Source organism: Stenotrophomonas maltophilia group sp. vghtpe118, from assembly GCF_052605195.1.
Genome location: NZ_CP199672.1, coordinates 562,966 through 587,228 on the forward strand (window position 1 = coordinate 562,966; position 24,263 = coordinate 587,228).

Here is a 24,263-nt window from a genome sequence, read left to right on the forward strand (position 1 = left end):
CTCAGCTGCCTTGGCCCGATGAGGCGCCCGGGCGATGCCCCGGGCGCGCCATCAGCAGATGGGAGACCCCGATCGAGCGCTCAAGGAAGCCGCCCTCGCAGTAGGCCAGGTAGAACTCCCACAGGCGGCAGAAGCGCGTATCGAAGCCCTGCGCCTGCACGTCGGGCAACCGGGCGAGGAAGCGCTGGCGCCAGGCGCGCAGGGTCAGCGCGTAGGAGTGACCGAAGTCCTGCTGGGCGATCAGCTGCAGGTCGCTGGACCGCGTTTTGGCGGCCATGATCGCGTTGATCGACGGAATGAAGCTGCCGGGGAACACATAGCGCTTGATGTAGTCTACGCTGCGCCGGGCCTGCTCGTAGCGATGGTCCTCGATGGTGATGGCCTGCAGCAGGGCAACGCCATCAGGCTTGAGCAGGCGCTGCAGCGTGGCCATGTAGGTGTCCAGGTATTCTGCGCCGATGGCTTCGATCATCTCGATCGACACCAGCTTGTCGAACTGGCCCTGCAGGTCGCGGTAGTCCTGCATCAGCAGCGTGACCTGGTCCTGCAGGCCGGCCGCCTGCACGCGCTGGGCAGCCAGCGCGTGCTGCTCGGCGGAGATGGTGGTGGTGGTGACGTGGCAGCCGTAGTGCTGCGCCGCGTGCAGCGCAAAACCACCCCAGCCGGTGCCGATCTCCACCACGCGATCGCCCGGCTTGAGCTGGAGCTGCTGGCAGATGCGGTCCAGCTTGCGCCGGGAGGCGGATTCCAGCGACTCGTCTTCTGTGTCGAACAGGGCTGAGGAATACATCAGGTCCGGCGACAGGAACAGGGCAAAGAAGTCGTTGCCAAGGTCGTAGTGCGCGGCAATGTTGCGGCGGCTGCCTTCACGGCTGTTGCGGCGCAGGCGGTTCCAGCCGCGCAGCAGCCAGCCACCCACGCGGGCCGGGCCGCGCTCCATGCCGTCGAGCAGGTCGCGATTGCGTACCAGCAGCCGGATCAGCGCCACCAGGTCATCGCAGTGCCATTCCCCCTGTATGTAGCTTTCACCTGCGCCCACGCTGCCTTGCGCTGCAACCTTGCGGTAGAACGCCGGGTCATCGATGGTGACGGTCACCTGCAGCTCGCCATGGGCATCGCCCAGCCAGACTTCGCCGAGTGCATCACGCACGCACAGGCGGCCGTCGCGCATGGGGGCAAGCTGTTGCAGCAGGCGGCGGCGCAGGAAGGCATCCAAGGCGCCGGGACGTGGCAGGGCGACCAGGGGAGTCATCGAGTTCATCGCGGTTTCTCGGCAAGGGCAGGGTGGTCATGCACGGGGTTGCGTTTCAGCCACAGCCGCAGCGCGTGCCAGTGGATGGCGGCCATCACCTGCAGGGTCATCAAGGGATAGCAGGCCAGGACCCGGGCCAGCCCGCGGCCGTCCAGGGCGTGTCGCTGCATGGCCTGGGTGGCATCAAACTGGCGAACGCCTTGGCGCCAGACCTGCATGTGCACGCGCAGATCATCATCTGGGCGGTTGAACCGCCAGTCGTAGTGGCAATCCATCGGCATGAACGGCGAGACATGGAAGCGCTTGTCGAACCGCCAGCGCAGCGAGGCGCCTTCGTGGGTGGCCGTGGCGACTGGCAGGACATAGGCGTGCCGTTCCTTCCAGGGCGTATTGGTGATCTCGGCGACGATGCAGTCCAGGGTGCTGCCATCGGACTGGTAGCAGTAGTAGAAGCTGACCGGGTTGAATACGTGCCCGCCGAAGCGAAGGTGGGTGAGCAGGCGTACCGGGCCGGCAGGCCGATAGCCCAGGGTAGCCGCAGCATGATCGCGCACCGCATCGGCCAGCGGTTGTGCGGGATTGCCGAAGTAGTCGCTGCGGCGGAACTCGGCCAGGTTGCGGCGATTGACCGACCACAGCCAGCGCCCGGCGAACACGGTCTCCAGCTCGTCCAGATCGAGCAGCAGCTGCGCGATCGGATAGCGGAACGCGTGGGGCTGCGGATGATGCCGTCGGTGCATCACCTGCCCGAAGTAGAGTGCGCTGGCACTCACGCTGCCACCTCGCCGGGCGCAACGCTGTCAAGGTGCGCGGTGCACTCGCGCATCGCGTCCACCACGCGGCGGGCGCTGCGGATGCCGTCTTCGTGGAAGCCCCAGCCCCAGTATGCGCCGGCGAACCAGGTGTGGCGGCGGCCCTGCAGCTCTGCCCAGCGCTGCTGGGCGCGGATAGCGGCATGATCGTGCACCGGGTGGGCATAGTGCAGCCTGCGCCGCACCTTGGCCGGATCGATCGCCTCGCTGCGGTTGAGGGTCACGACCAGCGGGGTGTCACCGGGCAGGCCCTGCAGGAGGTTCATGCAATAGCTGACCGTACAGGGCGCGCCTGGATCCCTGGGCACGTGTGCATTCCATGCAGCCCATGCTTTGCGGTTGCGCGGCAGCAACGATGCATCGGTATGCAGTACTGCTTCGTTGGGCTGGTAGCGGATGGCGCCGAGTACTTCGCGTTCGACCTGATCGGCGTCATGCAGCAGGGCAAGCGCCTGGTCGCTGTGGCACGCCAGGATGACCTCGTCGAACCCCTCCACGCCGGCCGCGCTGTGCACGCGCGCGCCCCACGGCATGCGTTCGACCGAGTGAACCGGGCATTCCAGCCGCTCACGCACCCGCCAGCGGGCGCGAAGGGCATCGACATAGCGTGCCGAGCCACCGCTGACCACCCGCCAGGGTGCGCGCCCGGTCATCTGCAGCATCTGGTGGTTGGCCATGAACTGGGCCAGGTAGCGGGCCGGGAACTGCATGACCGTGGCGGTCGGTGACGACCATAGTGCCGAAGCCATCGGCAGCAGGTGCTCGTCGATGAAAGCGGTGCCGTAGCGCTGGCCGCGCAGGTACTGGCCCAGTGTCGGGCCTTCGTCTTCCGCCAGCAGCAGCGGCGCATCCCGGTAGAACCGGCGCAGGTCGGCCAGCATTCCCCAGAAACGTGGCGAAACCAGATTGCGACGTTGGCAGAACAGGCCATCCAGCGAAGTGGCGTTGTACTCGACGCCACTTCGCTCGCTGTGCATGGAGAAGCTCATGGTGGTCGGCTGCGAGGCCACACCCAGTTCTTCGAACAGTGCCGTCAGCAGTGGGTAGTGCAGGGGATTGAAGACGATGAAACCGGTATCCACCGCCATGCGCGTGCCGTCCACCTGCACGTCATGGGTGTGGGTATGCCCGCCCAGGTAATCGTTGGCCTCGAACAGCGTCACTTCGTGTTCGCCGTCCAGCCACCAGGCACTGGCCAGGCCGGCAATGCCGGAGCCGATGATCGCGATGCGCATGTCAGTACCTCGCCTTGGCCAGTACCCACTCGGGGATGGGCTTGAGCCCCCTCACCAGGCCCATGGCCGCCATTGCGCGCAGCCCGTACCAGGTCAGGTCGATCTCCCACCAGCGGAACCCTTGGCGGACGGTCCCAGGGAAGAAATGGTGGTTGTTGTGCCAGCCTTCACCGAAGGTAAGCAGCGCCAGCCAGAGGTTGTTGCGGCTGTCGTCACGGGTCTCGAAGCGCCGCCGGCCAAAACGATGGGCCAGCGAGTTGATGGTAACGGTGGCGTGGAACAACACCACGGTGGAAATGAAGAAGCCCCACACCAGCAACTGCGGGCCAGAGGTGTGCAGTCCGGGCGCCCAGCGCTCCAGGCCGGCGCCGAGTGCGTACAGCGCGGCAGCCAGCAATACCGGCACCGCCGTATCAAAGCGGTCCAGCCAGCGCAGTTCCGGGAAGCGCGCCAGGTCAGGCACGCGCGATAGATCCGTGGCGAATGCCTCGCGGGTGAGGAACCAGCCCATGTGGCTGCGCCAGAAGCCGCCTTCGCGCGGCGAGTGCGGGTCCAGCGGTTGGTCGGCATGCCGATGGTGATGGCGATGGTGGGCCGCCCACCACAGCGGCCCACGTTGCACGCTGGACGCGCCGATCACCGCGAACACGAATTGCACCGTTCGCGATGCCTGGAACGTCCGGTGCGAGAAGTAGCGGTGGTAAAAGGCGGTGATCGCAAACATGCGCACTGCGTAGAGGGCTGCGGCGACGATCACTGCCGTCCACGAGATACCTACCCAGATCACCGCGATGCAGGCCAGGTGCATCAACGCGAACGGTACGGCGCGCAGCCAGTCGATGCGTCCGGGCTCGCCAGCGGCGTGGTCTGCAGCGCTGCCGGTGTCGACCCAGCGCTTCAGGGTGCGCAGCAGGCGCCAGCGTCGGCGGGGGAGGGGCGCTACAGAGGCCATGGCGGATCTCGGCGGGTGTCGTGTCTTCCTCTACGCAGCAGTGCGCGCAATGGATGCGGCCGACTGTGGAAAATTCCGGCTTCACTTGGGCATCACGCTGCAGCGTTCGACCAGCGGTTGCGCCCAGGCCTGTTGCCATTCGCTGGCGGGCCGCTCGGCCACCGGCGAGCTGAAGCGCACCGTGACCTGTGGGTAGGTGCCGCGGGTATCGCGCAGGTTGCTGGTTCCGCGGAATTCCAGCAGGCGGCGGTCGGCGCTGGCATAGACCAGCGACAGGCGCGGCGCGATGCCGCCGTACCACGTGTCCAGACTGACCTCGATGGCCTGGGCGTCGATGCCCTGCCAGCGAACAGGGCCGGTACGCCGCACCTGCACCGGGAAGAAGCGCTGCCGCCCCGGCACCAGGAAGGGCAGGCTGATGCGTTCACCTCGCAGCAGCGCTGGCCAATGCTGGCGCACCGCGGCGTCGAAGCCCGTGTCGATCACCGCATCCGGTGCCAGCTCAAGCCGACGCTGACGCAGCTCGCTGGCGGCATCTTCTTTCCAGGCGATCGACACCGACTCGCCACTCGCGTCGACTTCAGCGGTTTGCCCACTACGGCTGTCCTGCAGCGAATAACCCCGGGCCTGCGGGCGGGCGCTGGCCGGCAGATGCTTGCGGGCGAAGGGGCGGCCATCCGGGCACTGATAGAGCACCCAGCGCTCGGCACCCTCCGATGGGCCGCGCCGCCAGTGCACTTCACGATAGAGCAGATCGCCCTGCGCCGAGGTGGCCACGCCCTCGTTGCGCAGCCAGGGCGCCGCCAGCGCGGCATGGGGCAGGCACAGCAGCAGCCAGGCAGTGCGCATGGTGTTCATCCGGTCGGGAGGCTCAGGTCATACGGCGGGCGCGGCTGCTTGGATGCACAGTGCCTGCTGCATCCAATGGCCGCCCCTGCGCGTAGAGAGGACAGACCTTCACCTGCCCGCCGCTCACGCAGATGTACCCTGACGCTGCCAGCACCCTCCTCAACTTCGATACCGCACGCACCGTGTCCAGTTCCCAGCAGCCCAGCAGCGAGCCGACGAACTGGGCCGATGACATGGACAGTGTGGCGCGGCTGCGCGACCGCGACTGTTTCATGCGGATCTATGACTACTTCATGCCGCGGCTGTGCGTGTATCTGCGTGGCCTGGGGGCACCCGACGCCGTGGCCGAGGAAATGGCGCAGGAGTGCCTGCTGCGCCTGTGGTTGCGGGCGGCCGAGTATGATGCGGCCCAAGGCGCGCTGAGTACCTGGCTGTACCGGATCGCGCGCAACCTGCATATCGACCGCATCCGTCGAGAGCGCAGCTGGATGCAGGTGCAGGCAGCGGTGGAAGACGCCGCGGCGGTGGACATGATCGAGCGCAGCAGCGCCGAGCAGTTCGCCGACCAGGCGCGCCTTCGCCAGCGCATCAACGAGTTGCCCGCCGTGCAGGCGAGGCTGGTGCGGATGTCCTATTTCGAGGCGAAGAGCCACAGCGAGATTGCCCAGGCGCTGGGCATGCCGCTTGGAACGGTAAAGTCACACCTGCGACGTGCGTTCCTGCAACTGCAGGCCAAAGTGGGAGGTGCGCTGTGAATCCGCATCACCACCTGCACGAATCCACGCTGATGAGCTATGCCGCCGGCGCGCTGCCGGCGCCGTTGAGCATCGTGGCCGGTGCCCACCTCGAGCAGTGCCCCCACTGCCGCCAGCGCCTGCGCGATGCCGAGGCGATCGGCTCGGTGCTGCTGGAGCAGACCCAACCGCCCGCGGCCGAGGCGCGTCGCGAGCAGTTGCGCGAGGCCATGCTGATGCAGCTGGCCTCGGACGCGCCGAGCGCCATCGCCGGAGCCAGGCGCCCGGTGCCGAGGGAGCGGCCCGAGGCCGATCCGGACCATCTGCCCGCCTCGTTGCATCCTTACTTCGGCGCTTCGCTCAGTGCCCTGCGCTGGCGCTGGATGGCGCCCGGCGTGCACTGCATCAGGGCTGAGCAGATGCCCTCGCTGATCATGCTGAAGATTGCCCCGGGCAAGTGCCTGCCGATGCACAGCCATGGCCGCAGCGAACTGACCCACATCCTTCGAGGCTCGTACAACGACGCGCTGGGGCTGTTCGCGCCGGGCGACGTGGCGGACCTGGACGAGGAGGTGGAGCATCAACCGGTAACTGCACCCGGTGTTCCCTGCATCTGCGTGTCAGCGCTGGACGCGCCGTTGGTGTTCAGTGGCTGGTTGGCGCGGAAGATCCAGCGTTTCGTGAAACTCTAGCGTGGGTGCGACCATGACCGGGAAAGGTGCGTTGAGGATTCTGTTGACCGGTGCTGCGGGCCTGGTGGGGCAGGGTGTTGCGCTGGCCTGCCAGCGCTCGCCGCAGGTGGCCCACCTGACTGCCCTGGTCCGCAGGCCGGGCAGCCTGAACGGGCCTGGCAGCGAACTGATCGTCCCCGATTTTCTGCATATGCAAGGCCGGCATGAGCAACTGGCCGGCTTCGACGCATGCTTCTACTGTGCCGGTGCGCCACCGGTCGGCACGGCAGAGGCCGAGTACCGACGCGTGACCCTGGACACCACTCTGGCGGTGGCCCTTGCCTGGGCGGCTGCGAATCCCGAAGGGTGCTTTCTGTATGTATCCGGTGCCGGCGCGGACCCTCGGAGCCGGCTGATGCCGTTGAGGATCAAGGGCGAGATCGAAGTCGCATTGCAGAGCCTGCCGGTGCGCACCGTGATGCTGCGCCCGGGCGGTGTCAGGCCGGTCCCGGGCACCGGCACCCGTCATGCCCTGTTGAAGCCCCTTTACTGGGGCGGTGCGCCATTAATGAAACTGGCCGGTGCGGTTGCACCTTCGTTGGTGACGAGCAACCTGGCACTGGGCCAAGCGATGATTGCCTTGGCCGTCAGGGAGCATCCACCGGCGACGGTGGAGTGCGCGGACATCAACCGGATCGCGGCCGGCGGGCGCGATCCGGCGTCCTGACCTCAGTGTGGCGCTGCTTCCAGCGCGGTGCGCACGGCCGTCGCCAGATCACTTCGGGTGAACGGCTTTGGCAGCAGCGCAACGGCCCGGCCCTGGCTGCCCACCTGGTCGTGGTCACGGGGATAGCCCGACGTGAACAGCACGGCGACCTCCGGCCAGCGTTCACGGACTTCCCGCACCAGCTCCCAGCCCGACATGCCGGGCATCACCACGTCCGAGAACAGCAGGTCCACCCTGGTATCCGGGCGTTCCAGCAGCCGCAGTGCGGAAGGGCCGTCGTGGGCTTCCAATACCCGGTAGCCCAGCAGCCGCAGTGCATCCACCGTGTGGGCGCGGACATCGTCGTTGTCCTCGGTCACCAGGATGGTTTCCTCGCGCGGCGAATAGCCTGCCAGGCCGGTCTGCGGAGTGCGCGCCTCGCTGGGCAACGGCAGCAGTGAACGCGGGAACATCATGGTGATGCTGGTGCCGCCGCCTTCCACCGAATCGATCAGCACGTGGCCGCCTGACTGCTTGACGAACCCGTGCACCATCGACAGGCCCAGGCCGGTGCCACGGCCAACCTGCTTGGTGGTGAAGAAGGGTTCGAAGACCCGGGCGAGCGTCGCCGCATCCATGCCGTGGCCGTTGTCGCGCACCCGCAGCATCACGTACTCGCCCGGCGTTGCATCCGGGAACAGCGCGGCGTAGTCGTGGTCGAGGTGGCTGTTGTCGACCTCGATCACCAGTCGGCCGCCGTGCGGCATCGCATCGCGGGCATTCACCGCCAGGTTCAGTACAGAGGCCTCCAGCTGGCTGACGTCGATCTCGACGCACCAGATGTCCTCGGCGCTGCGGATCTCCAGCTGCACCAGCTCACCCAGCGCACGCTGCAGCATGTCGTGCATGTCCAGCAGGCGCTCGTTGAGGTTGGCGGCCTGGCTGCGCAGCGGCTGGCGGCGGGCAAACGCCAGCAGGCGCTGGGTCAGGCTGGCGGCACGGCCGACACCCTTCAGTGCATTGTCCAGCGCACGGCTCACCATCGCTCCGGGTTCGCCCGCGCGCTCGCTGAGCAGCATGGCGTGCTCGACGTTGCCTGAGATGACCGTCAGGATGTTGTTGAAATCATGTGCGATGCCGCCGGTGAGCTGGCCGACCGCCTCGATTTTCTGCGACTGGCGCAGCGCATGCTCAGCCTGCACGCGCGCGGTGGTTTCCACGGCCTCGGAGACCACAGCGGTGACCACGCCCTCCGTATCGAGTAGTGGACGGAACGAGAAATCAAAGCTGCGCCGCCCGGTCGGTAGTTCCAGTTCCAGCGCATGCAGTGAACTGCGGCCCTGTACCGCTGCGGCCACGGCCCGATCGATCAGCGCTGCGATGCCCTCGGTGGTGCCGAACCAGACCGATTCGGCGAAGCGTTGGCCAACGACGTCCTTCTTGTCTGCCAGCACCGCGGCCAGTGACGCGTCATTGGCATCGACCACGCGTCCAGACAGATCCAGCAGCACCTGGTGCTGGAAACTGGATTCGAAGATCGCCTGCAGGCGCCGCTTGCTGGCGCGCAACTCGGCCGTGCGTGCCTGTACCTGCTGCTCGAGCAGCTGGTTGTCTTCGCGCAGGGCCAGCTCGGCCTGTTTCAGCAGCGACACGTCGCTGCCCAGGCAGATATACCCGGCCACGCTGCCATCGGCGGCATGCTCAGGCACGCAGTCCATCTGCACGAATCGTGATTCGCCGCTGCGATGGATCAGTTCGGCCTGGAAGCGGGTGCGCTCGCCCTGTAGTACCCGTTCCAGGCTGGGCAGGGCGTGCTCGAAGGCGGAAATGCCGCTGACATCCCGAGCCGACCGACCCAGCAGTTCTGCAAGGCTGAATCCATGCCAGTCCAGGAACGCCTTGTTGGCAAACCGGTAGCGATGGTCCTTGTCCAACTGGGCGATCAGCGCCGGGACGGCATCGGTCACCTTCTGCAGCTGGGCCTGGCTTTCGTTCAGCGCGGCCTGCGCATTGGCCAGCTGGATACGCTCCTGCGCCTCCTGGCGGGCGCGGCGGATCGCATCTGGCAAGCGTTGCAGGCGTTGCTTCACCACATAGTCGCGGGCACCGCGCGTGAGGGCCTGTACCGCCAGTTCCTCGGTCAGGGTGCCGGAAACAAAGATGAAAGGCGTCTGCGGCACGCACTCGCGCGCCAGGGCGAGTGCTGCGTCACCATCGAAGCCTGGCAGGACATGATCGGCGAGGATCACGTCGAACGGGCGGTTTTCGATGGCCTCGATGAACGCGTTGCGGGTCCACAGGCGCTCGGCCTCGAAATCGAGGCCGGCACGCTGCAGCTGGGCGCTGATCAGCTCCGCATCAAGCGCGCTGTCCTCCAGCATGAGGATGCGCAGGCGCTCGCTGCGGCGCGATCCATCACGCATTGCGCTGCCCCGAACCGTTGGGCCGATGCGGTGGCGGCTGGTTGGTGATGCCCCAGAACATGCCCAGGCCCTGGATGGCGTCGAAGAATTCCTTGAAGTCGACCGGCTTGACCACGAATGCGTTGACGCCCAGTTCGTAACTGCGCACCAGATCCTGCTCCTCGCGCGAGGAGGTCAGCATCACAACCGGGGTGCTGCTCAGGTACGGGTCGCCACGGACCTGCTCCAGTACCTCCAAGCCATTGACTTTGGGCAGCTTCAGGTCCAGCAGCACGACCACCGGGCCGCCGTGCATGGCACCGGCGAACTTGCCTTCGCAGCGCAGGTAATCCAGCGCTTCGGCGCCGTCGCGTACATGGATGACATCGTTCAACAGCTGGCAGCGCTCAAGCGCGGCCATCGTCAGCTCTGCATCCTTGGGGCTGTCCTCTACCAGGAGGATCGGCCGCAGGTCCCTCATGGGTGTTCTCCTGTGGAGCGGGGTAGGGTGAAGTGAATGGTCGCGCCCTTGCCGGGCTCGCCCTCGGCCCAGGTACGGCCGCCATGGCGGCCGATGATGCGGCGTACGTTGGCCAGGCCGATGCCGGTGCCTTCGAATTCTTCCACATGGTGCAGGCGCTGGAACACACCGAACAGCTTGTCGACGTAACGCATGTCGAAGCCGCAGCCGTTGTCGCGCACGAAGAAGTGATCTTCGTCGTCGCTGCGGTCGTGCCCAATCTCGATCATCGCGTGCTCACGCTCGCGGGTGAACTTGATCGCGTTGGCCAGCAGGTTCTGCCAGACCAGGCGAAGCATCGTCGGGTCGGCTTCCACCTCCGGCAGCGGCGCGAGCGTCCACTGCACGTCGCGGCCGGCGTAATCCAGCGCCAGGCTCCGGCGCACGTCCTCGGCCAGCGCAGCCATGTCCAGCCGCACCCGCCCCAGCGTGGAGCGTCCCATCTGCGAGAAGCTGAGCAGGTCATCCACCAGTGTGCCGGCGGACTTTGCCGAATCGACGATCGTATCCAGGAAGCGGCGCTCGGTCTCGTTGAGGCGGTCGCCCGCCGAGCTGCCAAGCAGCTCCGAATAGCCCACGATGTGGCGGAAGGGGGCGCGCAGGTCGTGGCTGACCGAATAGGAAAAGGCTTCCAGTTCCTTGTTGCTGCGCAGGAGCTGCTCGTTCAGTTCCGCCATCTCCTCGGCCTTGCGCAGCACGATATCGACGATGGCCGTGCGCATCTCGTGTGCCGCATCGCAGTCGGCGTCGGTCCACGGCAGGCTGCGCTGCCGCACGGTCTCTTTCCAGGCGTCGAAGGAGCTCCGCGGGGAGAGTGCGACGCCGGGCGCTGCGGTCTTGCGGGGGTCTCCCCCCCAGCGCACGGTTCGCACCACCTCCGGCCGGAACCACATCAGGTAGCTGTCATGCAGCTGCGAAATGGACACTGCCAGCAGGCCGCTGGCTACATCGGCCAGGTGCGCGGCAGGCGACCAGTCGGCGGCAAGGTGGTCGGTGCAGTAGGTTTCCTGCCCGGCCTGCCGGGTAGCCAGCCAATCGGCCAGGGCCAGCACGTCGCTGGCCGGTGGGCACTCACCCACGCGCATGCAGTCGCCCTTGTGCACGATGGCAGCCCCGGCCGCGCCGGTCAGCGACAGCAGGCTGCCTTCGTCCTGGCGCAGGGCCGCCATGAATTCTTCGTCGCCGGCCATGCGGCCCAGCAGCTTGACCAGTATCGAACGACGCGCGACGCGTTCTTCAATCGCGAGCGCGCGCTCCTTCAGTGCAATCTGCAGCGACAGGATCTGGCCCATGAACTCGCAGGCGGTACGCACGTGGTAGGGCAGGCGGCGTGGCTGCACGGTGTGGCAGGACACCAGGCCCCATAACCGCCCCTCATGTACCAGTGACACCGACATCGACGCCCCGGTCCCCATGTTGCGCATGTACTGAAGATGCACGGGGGACACGCTGCGCAGCACGGCCAGGCTCAGGTCGGTCGGTGGCGCCTCGCGGTGGTCTTCGGCCCGCATCAGCGGGGTAGGGGTATAGTTGTTGTCCGCGATCAGGCGCACCCGGTTCCGGCGGTACAGTTCGCGGGCCTGTGCGGGAATGTCCGACTCGGGAAAGCGCAGGTCCAGGTAGGACGGCAACAGGCCATTGCCATCTTCGGCCACCACGATGCCATTCCAGCCAGCATCGAATTGATAGACCAGGGTGCGGTCAAAGCCGGTGAGCCGCCGCATGTGCGCGGCCGCAAGCCTGCACAGGTCTTCCACCGTCGCTGCCGATTCAATGCCGGTCATCAGCTCGCGGATGGCTGGATACAGTTCTTCCAGCGAGCCGGGCTGGCCGGGAACCGGTGCTTCCAGCTCGACCAGAAGATCCGTGGCGGAGCGGTGCACCAGCAACTGATGGCGGCCGTGCCCATCCAGGTGCACGGCACCGACATGCGCGCTGCTGCCCACCGTCGCCTGTTGCAACACGCCCTGGAACGGTGCCAGCACGCCGCCCAGCACTTCACTGACGTGCTGCATCAACGGTTCGCCGAACTGTTTCAGCAGCCCGGGGTGGCTGATGGCGCGCTCGCGTACCTGCAGGGACTGCGGTTCAACGATCAGAAGCACACCGTAGGGCTGGATCGCGCCAGGGGTGTGGATCGGTTCGCGCGCGCAACGGGACAGGGCAGTGTCGTGCGCGGATTCGGTAGGAGGCGTCAAGGGCGGGACTCATGATTCGTGGATGGCTGGAACGGCCCAGCACTGCATCCGGTGTGCATGAATGGTGAAGCAAAAGCGTGCCGCCGCATACCACCACGTGAATGTGAAGGGGCTTTCATTCAAACCTGAATTCTTCATCTACGCAGCGACGGATGAACTGGAAGGCGTCTGTCGCGCCCCTGCATGCCTGTGCGCGCTCTTGGCCACTTAAAACGAGCGCATCCAGTTCCTCCCGCTCGCGTCTCCAGTACTCGGCCACACCGAGCTCGGAAGGACGCAGGTGGCGCGCCCCGTACCCGGCATGAAGCTGCAACGCAGCGGCCATCTTCAACAGCACGGACGCTCCCAGCGTCGAGCCCTCCGCCACGTAGCGCCAGCCCAGAACGGTCGCTTTCGAGAATGCTTGAGGCTGCGGTTGCCAGGCATGGGGTACCGGCATGGAAGCGCCGAGGTCGCGAAGATCCTCCTCGATCAGCGGCAAGCGGGTCGCGCCCGGATCCTGCATCCGGTACAGCGGCGCAACGGCGCTATGGAAGTGCCATTGCACGCGCAGGAAGCAGAGGTAACGCTGGCGCGACGCGAAGATGTGTTGCTGCAACAGGTGCTGGTCGAGGCGATCGTGGGCCGCTCGGGTGTGCGCTTTCAGGGCGGCGCTGAGGGCAATGGGGTGATCGGGTTGTGCTGGCAATGTGGATGTAGGCATCGGCGCGCACCCTAGCAGATTTCGATGCAGAGACCGGTGCAGGTTTCGCGGCCAGCACATCTGCGCTGCACGCCAGCTAGACAGCGGCTGCCCTACGGTGACTGCAATTCCAACAGATGCCACGCCCGTGAACCTGCAGACCGAACCCGCGCCCCAGTACCGCATGCTCCCTGACAGCTGCCAATTTGAATTGCTGGATGTGGATGCACTGCAGGATCCAGCCAGTGGCCGGCTGCTGCACCTGTACTCGCTGGTAGCGCGTTGCCTTTCCTGCGAGACGATCTTCAAGGCAGAAGAAGGGCAGGGCCTGGTCAGCCATACTGCAGCGCGAGTGGTGCGGTGCCCCACCGGTTGCGGGCAGCAGGCGTTCAAGCCGGCCCTGCTGCGGACCTGGTGCCCACAGGCCGTGGCCCAGGCATGAACGCTGGATCCGCGTGTCACAGCAGCCCTGGATTGGCCCGCCAGACGGCGAAGTTGAGCGCCGAGGCGAACAGGATCCAGGCGAGGTAGGGAAGCAGCAGCACTGCCGCGGCCGGGCGGGTACGCGCAAACGCGACGATCGTCGCGCACACCAACACGATCAATACAAGAATGTCGGCGAAGGCAAGCGCGCCCAGCTTCCAGCCGAAGAACAGCCAGCTCCACAGTGCGTTGACGGCCAGCTGCACCAGATAGAGCAGCAGCGCGGGTCGTGCCCCGCGCCAGCCACGTTCGCGCCAGACCAGCCACGCGGCAACCGCCATCATGGCGTAGAGCAGCGTCCACACCGGACCAAAGACGCTGGCCGGTGGCGCCCATGCCGGAAGCGTGAGGGTAGCGTAGAAGCTTGCCGCGGACGTGGACGCCCATGCCCCCAGCGTGGCCGCGACGAAAGTAATTGCCACCCATCCCAGAAATCCGGAAACCTGTGAACTCCGCTTCATAGCGTGCAGCTCCCTGATGCTTGTGCTGCCTGTCTACGCACAGGGGCAGCGAACGGATGCAGGTTGCTGGCCTTCAATCTGAAGAACCGACGGCACCCGCTCCCTCGCTCGCTGGCAGCAGGGAAGGTCGCTGGTCAAACCACTCCCTTGCTTTCGCCAGGTGCCATTGGCGCTGGTCACCGTCCAGCTCGATGCCCGCACCCAGCAGCCCCCAGCGCAGGTAGAGATCACCGCGCTTGCGCTGGTCGAGCAGATCCAGCCGCGCGCGTACCGAAAGCCGATCGTTCTCGGCCTGCAGTCCATCGATGATCAGATGGCCCGGGCGCCAGCGCAGCGTCGCCCGTGCCTGCACCTGGCCGGAATCCAACAGCGACAGGGTCCAGCGCGGGTAGTCGGTACGCTCTGCGAACAGTGCAAGCAACGGGCGGGCATCGCTGAGATCCAGATCCGTGGTGGCATCGACCTGGAAGGGCGACTGCGCGTCGATGCGGCCACGCTTGAAGGCCACGCGGCCTTTCCATGGGCTTGTTTGCTCTGTATCCGCCACCTGCACATTGCGCAGCTCGACGGTGGTGCCGGACAGATCGAAATGACGCTGATTGAAGTCACCGCGGCGCAGCGTTGCCTTCACGTCGACGTCGCCGCCCATGTCCAGCCCTGCCACCTTGGCGCTGGCATTGCGCCCCAGCAGCCGGGCAGTGCCGTGGCCGACGCGTCCATCGGTGTCGAGCGTGGCATCGCCGCTCAGGCTGCCGGTGCCACGGAGCAGCCGCACCTGCGGCGAGCCCAGGTAACGGTTGTAGGCGGCCAGGTCGGGAATCGTTGCTTGGCTGAAGCGCAGGTGCGCGCGGACACCCTTGCGCAGCTCCTGCAGGCGACCATCACCGGTCAGGTCCAGGGCCAGATCACGGCCGTCGAACAGGCGCACGTCCTTGGCATCGGTTGGCCGAGCAGTGAATCGTGGCAGCCGGACAGCCAGCTGTGCCTGGCTGGGGCTGCCGGCCTTCAGTTCGCCATGGGCGCTGGCCGTGCCGGCCAGGCGTACGCCGGCGACTTCGGCCACGGCTTCGGCGGCCGGAATGTCCACGGTGCTGCCTTCGATCAGTTCGCCGTTGCGCACGCGCAGGTCCGCCTTCAGCGTGCCGCCGCCGTCCAGCTGCAGCCACGGCTTGCGAACGAACAGGGCAGGGATCCAGTTGAGCGAAGTGAACGTCCATTCGCCGCGCACTGTGCCGGAGCTGCGTTCCAGCAGCTGGGCGGGCTGCTGGAAGGGAACGTTCCGGCCACTGATGTGCAGATCGGCATCCACTTCGCTGCCTGAGCCGGGCTTTGGCGGCAGGCGGGCCTGCAGGCGCAGGTCGTTGGACACATTGAGCTGCAGGGCCAGCACGCCGCGATTGGGGGCGCCGTCACCCAGGTAGAGCGGCACCTGCCAGATTGCGCGGTCCCCGGGCTGCAGCTGGCCGTCAATCAGGTGCAGCGCCAGCTGCAGGCGTCCGGGCACGGGCGCGCTGGAGATCTTCGGCGTTGTGGCATCCGTGTCCATGCGCAGGCCCTGGCTGCGGGCGTCGACCTCGAGCTTGGCATGCAGCAGCTTCAACTTGGCCAGACCGGGCGCCTGGTCCCGATAGTGGCGCGGATAGCTGAAGCGCGCGGTGAGATCCATGTCGCCCAACAGCTGCACGCCGTCAAAACTGGTGTCCGCATCGCTGAACGCCACCTCGGATTCGAAGAGCTCCGACGGCCCGCCGCGCAGCTGCTTGAGGAAGCCCACCGTACCCCGGCCCTTGCCAATGATCAGCAACTTGCCAAAGCGTGCGCTGCGGATGCTGTCGCTGTGGATGGCGTCGAAACGGAGCGTCCAGCCGCGGTCGCTGCGCGGCGGTGGCGGGATGGCTTCTTCGACGCGGCTGATCTCGGCGGAAACCCCCGTCGCCTGCAAGCGCGGAACCCGTACCTCGCGCTGGAACAGGGGCAGTACCGCCAACCGGGCGCTGGCGCGCTCGGCATGCAGCACGTAGACCGTGTGGTTCACGTGGCCGCGCATGTGCACGTTCCAGGCGATGACATGGCCGGGCAGCAGCGTGATGGCCGGGCCGGTGGTCATCACGAACTTGTGCGGCTTGCGGTTGGTGACCTGATCGAACAGCGGGGTATTGAGGAAGATGTTGCCGGCCAGCAGGTACAGCAGGTAGATGCCCAGCAGGACGTAGGCGGGAACGCGCCACCGTCGAAGCCGGTGCGAGATGTGCACGGAAACAGGAGGCATCTACTGCTCTGAGGGCTGGAATTCCCACAACTATTGCGGAGCCGACGGCGGTGGCGCGTGAAGCAGCCATGGGGCAGGGGCTGGATTCTGGTAGTGTCCGGCCTGGTCACCACCACAGATCTGCAGGAGACGCATGGAGATCCGGCCCGCCCGTGCAGGCGATTTCGACGCGATGTGGGGCATGTTCAAGGCGGCCATTGCGGCGCAGGATGCGCTGCCCTTTGCCGGGTCTTTTGAAGTCGAAACGTTTCGCGCGCATTGGCTCCTGCCGCAGACACCTTATGTGGCCGTTCTGCAGGGCCGGGTTGTGGGCATGTACAAGATGGGCCCGAATTTCCCTGACCTTGGGGCGCATGTGGCCAGCGCCACGTATGTGGTGGATGCGCCGGCACAAGGGCAAGGTGTGGGCCGGGCCCTGGTGGAACACAGCCTGGAGCGGGCGAGGGCGGAAGGATTCCTGGCCATGCAGTTCAATTACGTGGTCAGTACCAATGCCCCGGCCGTGGCGCTGTACCGGAAGCTGGGGTTCGATGTGGTGGGAACGCTACCGAAGGCGTTCCGGCATGGGACGCTGGGCTTGGTGGATGTCTTTGTGATGCACAGTTTCCTGTGATGCGATGCGTTGGTCGCACGTGGATAGCGTGACGCGTCACGACCAGTGAGTGGCTACGGCTGGGGGTGCCGAATCGGCGAAAGCTCTCTTGCCAGGCTGGCGTGCAGCCACGGCAAGATCAGCGGCAAAACTACGCCCGCAAAGCCGTCTTTACCCGCCACTGTCAGATCCGCAAGATCCTTTGCCATTCCTGCAGAGGTTGAGGGAAGCCCAAAGTGCGGTTGGCAGTGATCGAATCACTGACAATCAGGCCGGCGCCTGGAGTGGATCAGGGGCGTGACTGGTGAAGCCTGGATCGGGCAATGGCGTAATGAACATAATATACATTATGCGCAATGCTGTATTGGGCTACGGCCGCGTTCGTGTCCTCGGCGTGGCAATGGCTGGGCCTCTGGCTCGGCTGATTGACGGGGAGAAGTTGCCCCGCCTACTACGGAAAGTCGCCCCATTTGCTACGAAAAGTCGCCACACATTTGGTGGAACTTCCAACAAGGCGCCCCTAATTCGACGAAACCGCGAAACTGTTGCCCCAGATCTGGCCTAACGGCGGATTGGCGGGCAAATGGATTAGCTGGAGGAGCTCGGGCGATTCGGTTCGCCCTTTGGAGGCCATCGTGTCTGGAGTGGCACGTGCGGCAACTAGGGCCAAATTTGCTTCAAATTCGACCCGAGTTCGTGGCAATGGGGCCGGCCAAATAGCCAGATTTGATCCCTATTCGTGTCACTGGCCGGGATTGCGGCCAGGTGGTCATTGCTTCGGCGGCTTGCGTTTCGGTCTGACATTAGCAGCGACGCGAACTTCTTTGGATCGCTTGAGCGCTACTTCCAGTTGAGCTGGCAAATCTCGAAGCCCTGAAAGTTGCCCCTCGAGCGCATCACATCTGCCGCGCAGGAGATCGGCAGACTGACTGGCCGTGGCGGCCGCTGATTGGGCGGCCTGGATTTCCTGACGCAGCTGCTTCTCAAGTGCCCTGTGCTGTTCGGATGCCTTGCTTAGCTGCGCCTGGAGTTCCTTCGCCTCCTGGCGGGCTCGATCAACATCGCTGAGCGCTCGATTCCCGGGCTGCGGACGTGCCGAGTCGCTGCTGCAGAACTTTGGCGACTTCGCTCAGCCATAGGCTTTCGCCCGCGATGGCGAGGAAGCGCTGGCCGCTGGCAGCTGGGTGGGTCATCGCGCGTAGATGCAGGTCGGCCACGTCACGCACATCCACGAATCCACAATTGATCTTCGGGCATCCTGGCTGTCCTTCCAGCATGTGCTTGATCAACCGGATGGAGTGGGAATAGTCCGCGCCCAGTACCGGCCCCAGGACCGCTGTGGGGTTGACGACCGACAGCTCCAGCCCCTCCCCTTCCCTGCCAATGAAGTCCCATGTGTTCCAGATCTTGTCGCTCTCCGCTGACGTCAGCTTCTGGCCCAGCTTGGCGTCCATCGCCGATTCCGTTGCCGCAGACAACAGCCGATTCCGCACCGATGGTGTTGCCATGGCAGGATCATCCCACGAATCAGCCTGGGCAGCAGGCACGCCCCTGGATGCCCTGCTCGACTGCGGTGCTCGCTGGGGCGCCATCAGATGCGGGGTCGCCGCATCTGATGGAGGACACCGGCGGCTCGCCCTTACCAGCGCACCTGCAGGCTGAGGTTGCCGAACGCGCCTTCCCGGCTGGCACCACTGCTGTTGCCCATCGAGCGCTCGCGCCCACCGGAGATCTGCAGATTGAAGCGCTCATTCAACCGGACGTTGACGCCAGCGCTCAACGAAGCTCGGTTTCCACCCGCCCCCAAGGGAATCTGGTCCTTGCCGGCGTACGTCACTGCCGAGCGCGCATCCGATTCGTGCCACACATCGGCGGCGAGGTACGGCGCCCACTGCACGCCGCCCGCGCTCTGGAACTGCCAACTGCCGTTGATGCCCAATCGCCCGCTCAGCCCCTGCGTGCTTCCAAGCGACACCTGCCCTGCAGCGTCCTGCCCTGCATCGAAACGCACCTTCTGCCAGACCAGCTGGACTTCAGGCTGCAGCGTGAACTGCCCGGTGCCGGCCTGCATGACAAACGGATAGCCGGCCTCGAGCGACGCCAGGTAGCCGTCACCACGGGTGTTGAGGCGAACCGGGCCCGCATTGGCGGAACCGCCGTAGCGGGTCAGCTGGACGACGGCATCAAGATAGCCGCCTCGGCTGCCAACGCCGGTCAGGGTCAAGCCAGCGCTGGTGGCCTGCAGCTCGACGTTGCCGGTCGCCCCACGCACATAGCGGGTCCGCTCATCATTGGTGTAGATGCCGTCGACCTGCACATTGCTGCTTGCGTGCGACAGGTAGCCACCCGCACGCCAGCGGGCTCCTGCCGACGGGGCGGCTTGCCAGAAATCACTTCCGACCTGCAACGCGTCGATCCTGCCCTGGGCTTCCGGCGCAACCATGGATTCGTACCCGTTGTGCAGGTCGCGGGTTGCCATACGCACCCAGGCAGCACGCGGCCTGTCGCCAGCAGCGGCGGCCTGCGCCCGGTCGCGCCGGTTGCCCATCGCCAGTGCACCCAGTTCGCGCGCCAGCGGCTGGACCGAGCCGTACGTCGCCAGCTCGCGACCGAAGATGGGCAGGGCCACCGGAGGCACAGGGTTGGTCGGATTGACCGGGTTGATGGGATCAACCGGATCAGTCGGATCGACCGGGTCAGTCGGATTGACCGGGTCCGTCGGATCAACCGGCGGCTGCACGACAAAGGCGTTGCGCAGGTACCAGTTTTCGGTCGACTTGCCTTCCAGGTCGCCGCGGAAGAGCCCATACCCGAATGCGCCGTTTCGTGCGTAGTCTCCGAGCTTGAATGCATCGGCCGACGTGGTGGCGCCATTGATGGCGGCAACCACCAAGATGCCGTCCCCGACGGTGTGGCCTTCGGTGCCGCTGGTGTTGTGGACGCGCACGGTGGTGTTGCCGCTGGCGCTGCCGCCATCGATCACCAGCTGGCTGCTGGGCGATGCGTCGTCGCCCAGCCAGGTGTTCAGTTCCAACTGCCCCTGCTGGCCCACGTAGTTGCCCTGGATGGTCAGGCGACCGTAGTCATTCCCGCTGCCCGGACGGATCACGCCGGCGTTCACCACGTCACCGTGAATGGCGCCGTTGCCGCTCAGGGTGGCATTGCTGGCCACTTCTGTTGCCGACCGGATGCTGCCATCGACTTGAAGTGCACCGGCGAGCACGCGGGTGGCACCGGTGTAGGCCTGGTCATCGGCGATGCGCAAGGTACCCGTGCCCATCTGCACCAGGCCGCCCGTTCCGCTCACCGCATTGTCCAGCAGCACGTCGTCGCTGCGGTTGAATTCCAGCCAGCCCTGGTTGTCGATTGCACCGGTCACGCTGCCGCTGGTGCCACCGTTGCCCATGCGCAACGCACCGGCCGCGATGAGCGTTCCGCCGGCGTAGCTGTGGTCAGCGTTCAGCACGGTGGTGCCCGATCCGATCTGGCGCAGCGCGCCATCCCCGGCGACACGTGCCGAGAGCAGGAACGTATCGTTGCGGTCCACGTCCAGGTACGTGCCACCGGCCAGGCTGACATCGCCGCCCAGCGTGCCGCGCGAGCCGCCATCACCGATCTGCAGGGTGCCGGCCGCCACCCGGGTGCCGCCGCTGTGCGCGACGTTGCCGGACAGCACGACGGTGCCGCCACCTGCCTGCAGCAGCTCGCCGCTGCCTGCGATGTTGGCGGACAGGGACATGCGATCACCGCGATTGAGGGTCAGCCGCGCGTTGTTGACGATGTCGCCCGCCACATTGCCGGCTGCGCCGCCGTCGCCAAGCACCAGTTCACCCTGTTCGATGCGGGTCACGCCGGTGTGGGTGTTGTCTGCGGTCAGGGTGAGCGCGCCGTCGCCGCGCTTGATCAGCTGGCCGCCTTCGCCGCGCAGGGCCGTGGCCAGGGTGACAGCATTGCCGTTGGTGTCCAGCGCCGCGCCTGCAGCCCCCAGCGCCTCCAGTCGCGCGGAGATGTCTTCATCGCTGCCTGCAGCCCACTGCAGGCCGCCGCCATCCAGAACAATGCTGCCGGTGCCCAGGTTGCTGCCGGACTGGAATCGGATCAGGCCTTGATCGACGCGCGTCGAGCCGCCGTAGGTGTTAGCGCCGGTCAGGGCCAGCACGCCCTCGCCTGTCTTTGTCAGGGTGCCTGCATTGCCGCTGACCCGACCACTGACGGTCATCACGGCATCCTCGCCATCGACGCGGAACGCGTGCTCGCCGATTGCGGCCAGCACCACCGGAACGTCAACCCGCATGTCCTGGCCTGCGGCACGGTTGCCCAGCACGCCATCGTTGAAGGTGATCACACGCGTGCCGGGACCGGCGCCCGCCAGGATGCTGCCAGCACGCAGCGCACCCCCATCGAGGGTGATGTTCGACGACACTGTCCCTGTCGTACCGGTGCGGTTGCCCAAGGTGATGGTATTGGCAAGCACGGTGCCGCCTTGGCCAATGTTGAGACGCCCGTTCGAGCCACCGGTGCCTGAGGTGCTGCTCCGCTCGCCGAGCATGATGGTGTTGGCCTCGAGCACGCCCCGGCCCAGGCTGAGTGTGCCAGTTGCGGTGGCATCACCATAGGTCGCGCCGGCGATGTTCAGGGCGTCCACCTTTGCGTCAAGCACACCTCGGCGCAGGTCGACATTGCCAGTGGTGCCGCTGTAATTGCTGCTGTTTCCCGTGCCAATGTTCCAGGTGCCCACGGCGCTTTCCCCGTCCGACCCACGCAGGATAAGAGTCCCGTCCGTGACTGAGTCCTGGAAAACCAGGGTGCCGGTGCTCTGGTTGCCGCCGAGCGTGATGCTGTCGGCATTGATCGTATTGTTCTGGCCCAGACGCACGGTACCTTGATTGGTGGCCGCTGCGCTGATGCTACGGCCAACATCGCCTATGCCAATATGCGATGCGCGGATGAGGTTGGTATCCGAAGCCAAAACAACCGTACCGGTGGTAGCCCCGGTCTGATCCCGTGTGCCGCCTATGACGCGGCCACCGACGCTGAAGTTGAGGCTGGCATTGTCGTAGACGTAGTGAGACAGCCCGCTGAGGTCCAGATTCTGGGTGGCGCGGTTCGCTGTGCCGCCGATGCGGAAGGAATTTCCCTGCTGGATCAGCGTGCCGCCGTTGCCAACGACGACGCCCGTCGCGCCATTGGCTACAATGATGTCCTCGACGACTCGCGTGCCATCGGCAACGTCAACCGGGGCGCCGGGGAACTGCAGCGTCTCTGCACCAGCGGCACCGCCCCACGCCAGGGCGACAGCGATAGCCAGCTGCAGCGGGCGGAGCACGGTACGGCTGCCCGCGTGGGCGCGACGGCGACGGGTGGCGAATTCGGAGGCGACGACCCATCGACCGGCGGCCGCATTCCAGACGATTGAATGAATCTTGTTCATGAGGCTCTCCTCGAAGTGAAATGAAGGCTGGACGGCTTCCTGGAGCGTTCGGACGAACCGAAGGGGAAGCACTCAGCGGACACTTGCGAGGTTAGTGAGGGCCACCCGGGAGTCGAATCGGACTCGTCCCAAAAGCGGGGGGACCCGGCGTTGCAGCCCTGCCCGAGGCGCTGCGCGCGTGCGCCGCCCGCCCCGGCAGATGCCACCAGGGTGCGTTGCAGCGGCCATGCCTGTTGGCAGACGTCAAGAATCGTGTTGAGAAGCGTTCTGCTTTACAGTGCCCCGTGCCGGGCCCGAAGCTTGGCCCGCTTCGCTGTCACTGCATCGGTCCTGCCATTGGCGGCGCAGCGCTCGGCGCAACTGCGGCGAGGCAAACAGGTACTGATTGAGGCAGTCCAGGAAGCTCGCCTGCGAGCTGGCCGAAAGCTCGCTGAATCGAAGCAGCAGCAGCGTTACCAGAAAATTGGGGTCGGGCACGTGGTCACCGGTTACAGGGGTGTGCCCCACCGAGAATACGAACGCTGCAGCGCAAAACCATCGGACAATGCCTGAATCAGTCCGATTCTCCACCGGCGCCTGCACGGGCGCACTGTGATGCCTGCACCAGCCCATGCGCCAGCGCGTACTCGAACACGTCCGCGTCGCGCTTAAGCCCAAGCTTGCGCATGGCCGCCATTTTCTGCGTGCTGACGGTCTTGCTGCTGCGCCCTACCCGCTCGGCGATTTCCCGGATGGTCAATCCTTCGGCGAACATGCGCAGCACTTCTGTTTCCCGCTTTGACAGTGCGGACGCGCCACTGGCAGGTGCTTCGGCCGCGTCGGCGAGCAATCGCTCAATGGCCGGAGAGACGAACGGCTGGCCGGACCGGGCCGCATGCACCGCAGGAACCACGTGCTCCAGCGAATCGCTCTTGCTCACGATGCACGTCACCCCGGCGGCCTGGATGGAGCGCAGGACCAGCGGACTCTCCATGCCGGTGAGCACCACCAGCTTCAGGTTGGGAAACCGCCGCTGCAGGAATCTGAGCAGGGTCACGCCGTCGCCGTAGCGTCCGTTCGGCATGGAAAAGTCACAGACGGCCACGTCCACCGATGCGGCGCTCAGCAGCGCAACCAGTCCGGTCGAGTCGCTGGCCAGGCCAGCGACCGCGATGCCGGGTTCGGAGCGCAGCAGCATTTCCATGCCGGCCAGCATCACGGGATGGTCGTCGGCAACGACCAGGTTCAAGGCCATACAGTCATCCTCTTGGTTGCAGGTATCGCCGGGCATGCCACCACGCGGTCGCCTGGCCTATAGTTGCGGCGGCGGGTCGCCGGTGTGGCGGGCCAACTTCAGCGCGGGGCTGTTGCATGTCTCATCCGATCATTCGTGTAGCCATTGCAGACGACCACCCGGTCATCCGCATGGGAATCGAGGCCGCAATCGATGCGGTTCCCACGCTGCAGTGCATTGGAACGGCGTCCGACTCCTCGGAGCTGGTGGCGCTGCTGGACAGTACCGCATGTGATGTCGTGGTGACCGACTACGCCATGCCGGGCGGCCAGCACGGCGACGGCCTCGCCCTGCTGGATACACTCCGCGAACGCTACCCCGACCTGCGTGTGATCGTGATGACGGGCATGGACCAGCCGGTGGTCATCCAGTCACTTTATCAGCGCGGCATCACCCATATCCTCAGCAAGGCCGATGACACCAGCCATGTTCCGGCGGCCATCGCTGCGGCCTGGGCCAACCGGCGCTACCTCTCGCCGTCGGTCGCGCAGATCTTGCCACACCATGCCGCGGCGTCAAGGAAGACAGCGCTCTCGCCACGGGAACGTGAAGTGCTGACGCTGTTCGTGTCGGGGCTTGGCATCAACGAAATTGCCGAGCGCCTGGACAAGCGCAAGCAGACCATCAGCACGCAAAAGCGGATCGGGATGGCCAAGCTGGGCATCGACAAGGAAGCCGATCTCTTCAAGTTCGCGACGGAACTCGGCCTGCGTTCAAACGGCCCCGATCCGGACTGATCGG

General features: G+C 65.9%; 21 protein-coding genes. 6 read left to right on the forward strand and 15 right to left on the reverse strand.

The features are described 5' to 3' along the window. Position 1 precedes the first annotated feature (1 nt). From ACUDTM_RS02665 to ACUDTM_RS02685, 5 genes are all read right to left on the reverse strand, one after another. Positions 2-1,261 carry an SAM-dependent methyltransferase gene (locus tag ACUDTM_RS02665; protein WP_088497488.1) on the reverse strand — a complete coding sequence of 420 codons (1,260 nt, stop codon included), beginning with the start codon at positions 1,259-1,261 and terminating at the stop codon, positions 2-4. Beyond that, positions 1,258-2,025 (reverse strand): DUF1365 domain-containing protein, encoded by a 768-nt coding sequence (locus ACUDTM_RS02670; protein WP_088497487.1) that lies wholly within the window; start codon positions 2,023-2,025, stop codon positions 1,258-1,260. The genes ACUDTM_RS02665 and ACUDTM_RS02670 overlap by 4 nt, the downstream gene beginning before the upstream one ends. Then, positions 2,022-3,299, reverse strand: a complete 1,278-nt coding sequence (locus ACUDTM_RS02675) for an NAD(P)/FAD-dependent oxidoreductase (protein ID WP_445391116.1) — start codon at positions 3,297-3,299, stop codon at positions 2,022-2,024. Before ACUDTM_RS02675 ends, ACUDTM_RS02670 begins: the two co-directional genes overlap by 4 nt. Position 3,300: 1 nt before the next feature. After that, on the reverse strand, positions 3,301-4,251 hold the full coding sequence (locus ACUDTM_RS02680) for an acyl-CoA desaturase (RefSeq protein WP_065178583.1): 951 nt from the start codon (positions 4,249-4,251) through the stop codon (positions 3,301-3,303). Positions 4,252-4,332: 81 nt separating this feature from the next. After that, the gene (locus ACUDTM_RS02685; protein WP_031269076.1) at positions 4,333-5,100 is read right to left on the reverse strand and encodes a hypothetical protein; all 768 of its coding nucleotides are present in this window, start codon (positions 5,098-5,100) and stop codon (positions 4,333-4,335) included. Between the two features lie 131 nt (positions 5,101-5,231). Between ACUDTM_RS02685 and ACUDTM_RS02690 the strand changes: the two genes are divergently transcribed. Genes ACUDTM_RS02690 through ACUDTM_RS02700 form a run of 3 tightly spaced genes read left to right on the forward strand, consistent with a single transcriptional unit; the run spans position 5,232 to position 7,232 of the window. Next, complete coding sequence (locus ACUDTM_RS02690; RefSeq protein ID WP_049414756.1) at positions 5,232-5,855, forward strand: sigma-70 family RNA polymerase sigma factor; 624 nt, start codon at positions 5,232-5,234, stop codon at positions 5,853-5,855. Further along, positions 5,852-6,526, forward strand: coding sequence for a ChrR family anti-sigma-E factor (locus tag ACUDTM_RS02695; protein WP_088497486.1), 675 nt, complete (start codon positions 5,852-5,854; stop codon positions 6,524-6,526). Before ACUDTM_RS02690 ends, ACUDTM_RS02695 begins: the two co-directional genes overlap by 4 nt. Positions 6,527-6,539: 13 nt before the next feature. Next, positions 6,540-7,232 carry an oxidoreductase gene (locus ACUDTM_RS02700; RefSeq protein WP_353080117.1) on the forward strand — a complete coding sequence of 231 codons (693 nt, stop codon included), beginning with the start codon at positions 6,540-6,542 and terminating at the stop codon, positions 7,230-7,232. 2 nt (positions 7,233-7,234) lie between these two features. On the opposite strand, the gene ACUDTM_RS02705 is transcribed toward ACUDTM_RS02700, so the two are convergent. The 4 genes from ACUDTM_RS02705 to ACUDTM_RS02720 form a co-directional block, all read right to left on the reverse strand. Next, positions 7,235-9,634: a hybrid sensor histidine kinase/response regulator gene (locus ACUDTM_RS02705; RefSeq protein WP_088497485.1), complete on the reverse strand. Its 2,400-nt coding sequence runs from the start codon at positions 9,632-9,634 to the stop codon at positions 7,235-7,237. After that, complete coding sequence (locus ACUDTM_RS02710) at positions 9,627-10,094, reverse strand: response regulator (RefSeq protein ID WP_005416517.1); 468 nt, start codon at positions 10,092-10,094, stop codon at positions 9,627-9,629. The genes ACUDTM_RS02705 and ACUDTM_RS02710 overlap by 8 nt, the downstream gene beginning before the upstream one ends. Further along, entirely contained in the window at positions 10,091-12,331 is a 2,241-nt protein-coding gene (locus tag ACUDTM_RS02715) for an ATP-binding protein (RefSeq protein ID WP_088497484.1), read from the reverse strand. The genes ACUDTM_RS02710 and ACUDTM_RS02715 overlap by 4 nt, the downstream gene beginning before the upstream one ends. 115 nt (positions 12,332-12,446) lie before the next feature. Next, positions 12,447-13,034, reverse strand: a complete 588-nt coding sequence (locus ACUDTM_RS02720) for a biliverdin-producing heme oxygenase (RefSeq protein ID WP_172412153.1) — start codon at positions 13,032-13,034, stop codon at positions 12,447-12,449. A 127-nt stretch (positions 13,035-13,161) separates the two neighbouring features. Here ACUDTM_RS02720 and ACUDTM_RS02725 point away from each other — a divergent pair, with 127 nt between their 5' ends. Next, positions 13,162-13,455 carry a hypothetical protein gene (locus tag ACUDTM_RS02725; RefSeq protein ID WP_151354712.1) on the forward strand — a complete coding sequence of 98 codons (294 nt, stop codon included), beginning with the start codon at positions 13,162-13,164 and terminating at the stop codon, positions 13,453-13,455. A gap of 16 nt (positions 13,456-13,471) precedes the next feature. Here ACUDTM_RS02725 and ACUDTM_RS02730 read toward each other — a convergent pair whose 3' ends face one another. Continuing rightward, positions 13,472-13,957, reverse strand: a complete 486-nt coding sequence (locus tag ACUDTM_RS02730; RefSeq protein WP_072167008.1) for a TspO/MBR family protein — start codon at positions 13,955-13,957, stop codon at positions 13,472-13,474. Positions 13,958-14,030: 73 nt separating this feature from the next. Then, positions 14,031-16,226 (reverse strand): hypothetical protein, encoded by a 2,196-nt coding sequence (locus ACUDTM_RS02735; RefSeq protein WP_445391117.1) that lies wholly within the window; start codon positions 16,224-16,226, stop codon positions 14,031-14,033. 133 nt (positions 16,227-16,359) lie between these two features. Here ACUDTM_RS02735 and ACUDTM_RS02740 point away from each other — a divergent pair, with 133 nt between their 5' ends. Beyond that, entirely contained in the window at positions 16,360-16,839 is a 480-nt protein-coding gene (locus ACUDTM_RS02740; RefSeq protein ID WP_445391118.1) for a GNAT family N-acetyltransferase, read from the forward strand. 1,034 nt (positions 16,840-17,873) lie between these two features. Here the strand turns inward: ACUDTM_RS02740 and ACUDTM_RS02745 are convergent. From ACUDTM_RS02745 to ACUDTM_RS02760, 4 genes are all read right to left on the reverse strand, one after another. Continuing rightward, positions 17,874-18,272 (reverse strand): hypothetical protein, encoded by a 399-nt coding sequence (locus ACUDTM_RS02745; protein WP_252744717.1) that lies wholly within the window; start codon positions 18,270-18,272, stop codon positions 17,874-17,876. Between the two features lie 185 nt (positions 18,273-18,457). Then, on the reverse strand, positions 18,458-22,321 hold the full coding sequence (locus ACUDTM_RS02750; protein ID WP_445391119.1) for an autotransporter outer membrane beta-barrel domain-containing protein: 3,864 nt from the start codon (positions 22,319-22,321) through the stop codon (positions 18,458-18,460). A 171-nt stretch (positions 22,322-22,492) separates the two neighbouring features. Beyond that, complete coding sequence (locus tag ACUDTM_RS02755) at positions 22,493-22,726, reverse strand: hypothetical protein (protein ID WP_143592550.1); 234 nt, start codon at positions 22,724-22,726, stop codon at positions 22,493-22,495. Between the two features lie 76 nt (positions 22,727-22,802). Beyond that, on the reverse strand, positions 22,803-23,483 hold the full coding sequence (locus ACUDTM_RS02760) for a response regulator transcription factor (RefSeq protein ID WP_088497472.1): 681 nt from the start codon (positions 23,481-23,483) through the stop codon (positions 22,803-22,805). Between the two features lie 116 nt (positions 23,484-23,599). Here ACUDTM_RS02760 and ACUDTM_RS02765 point away from each other — a divergent pair, with 116 nt between their 5' ends. Next, on the forward strand, positions 23,600-24,259 hold the full coding sequence (locus ACUDTM_RS02765; RefSeq protein WP_088497471.1) for a response regulator transcription factor: 660 nt from the start codon (positions 23,600-23,602) through the stop codon (positions 24,257-24,259). Positions 24,260-24,263 lie beyond the last annotated feature (4 nt).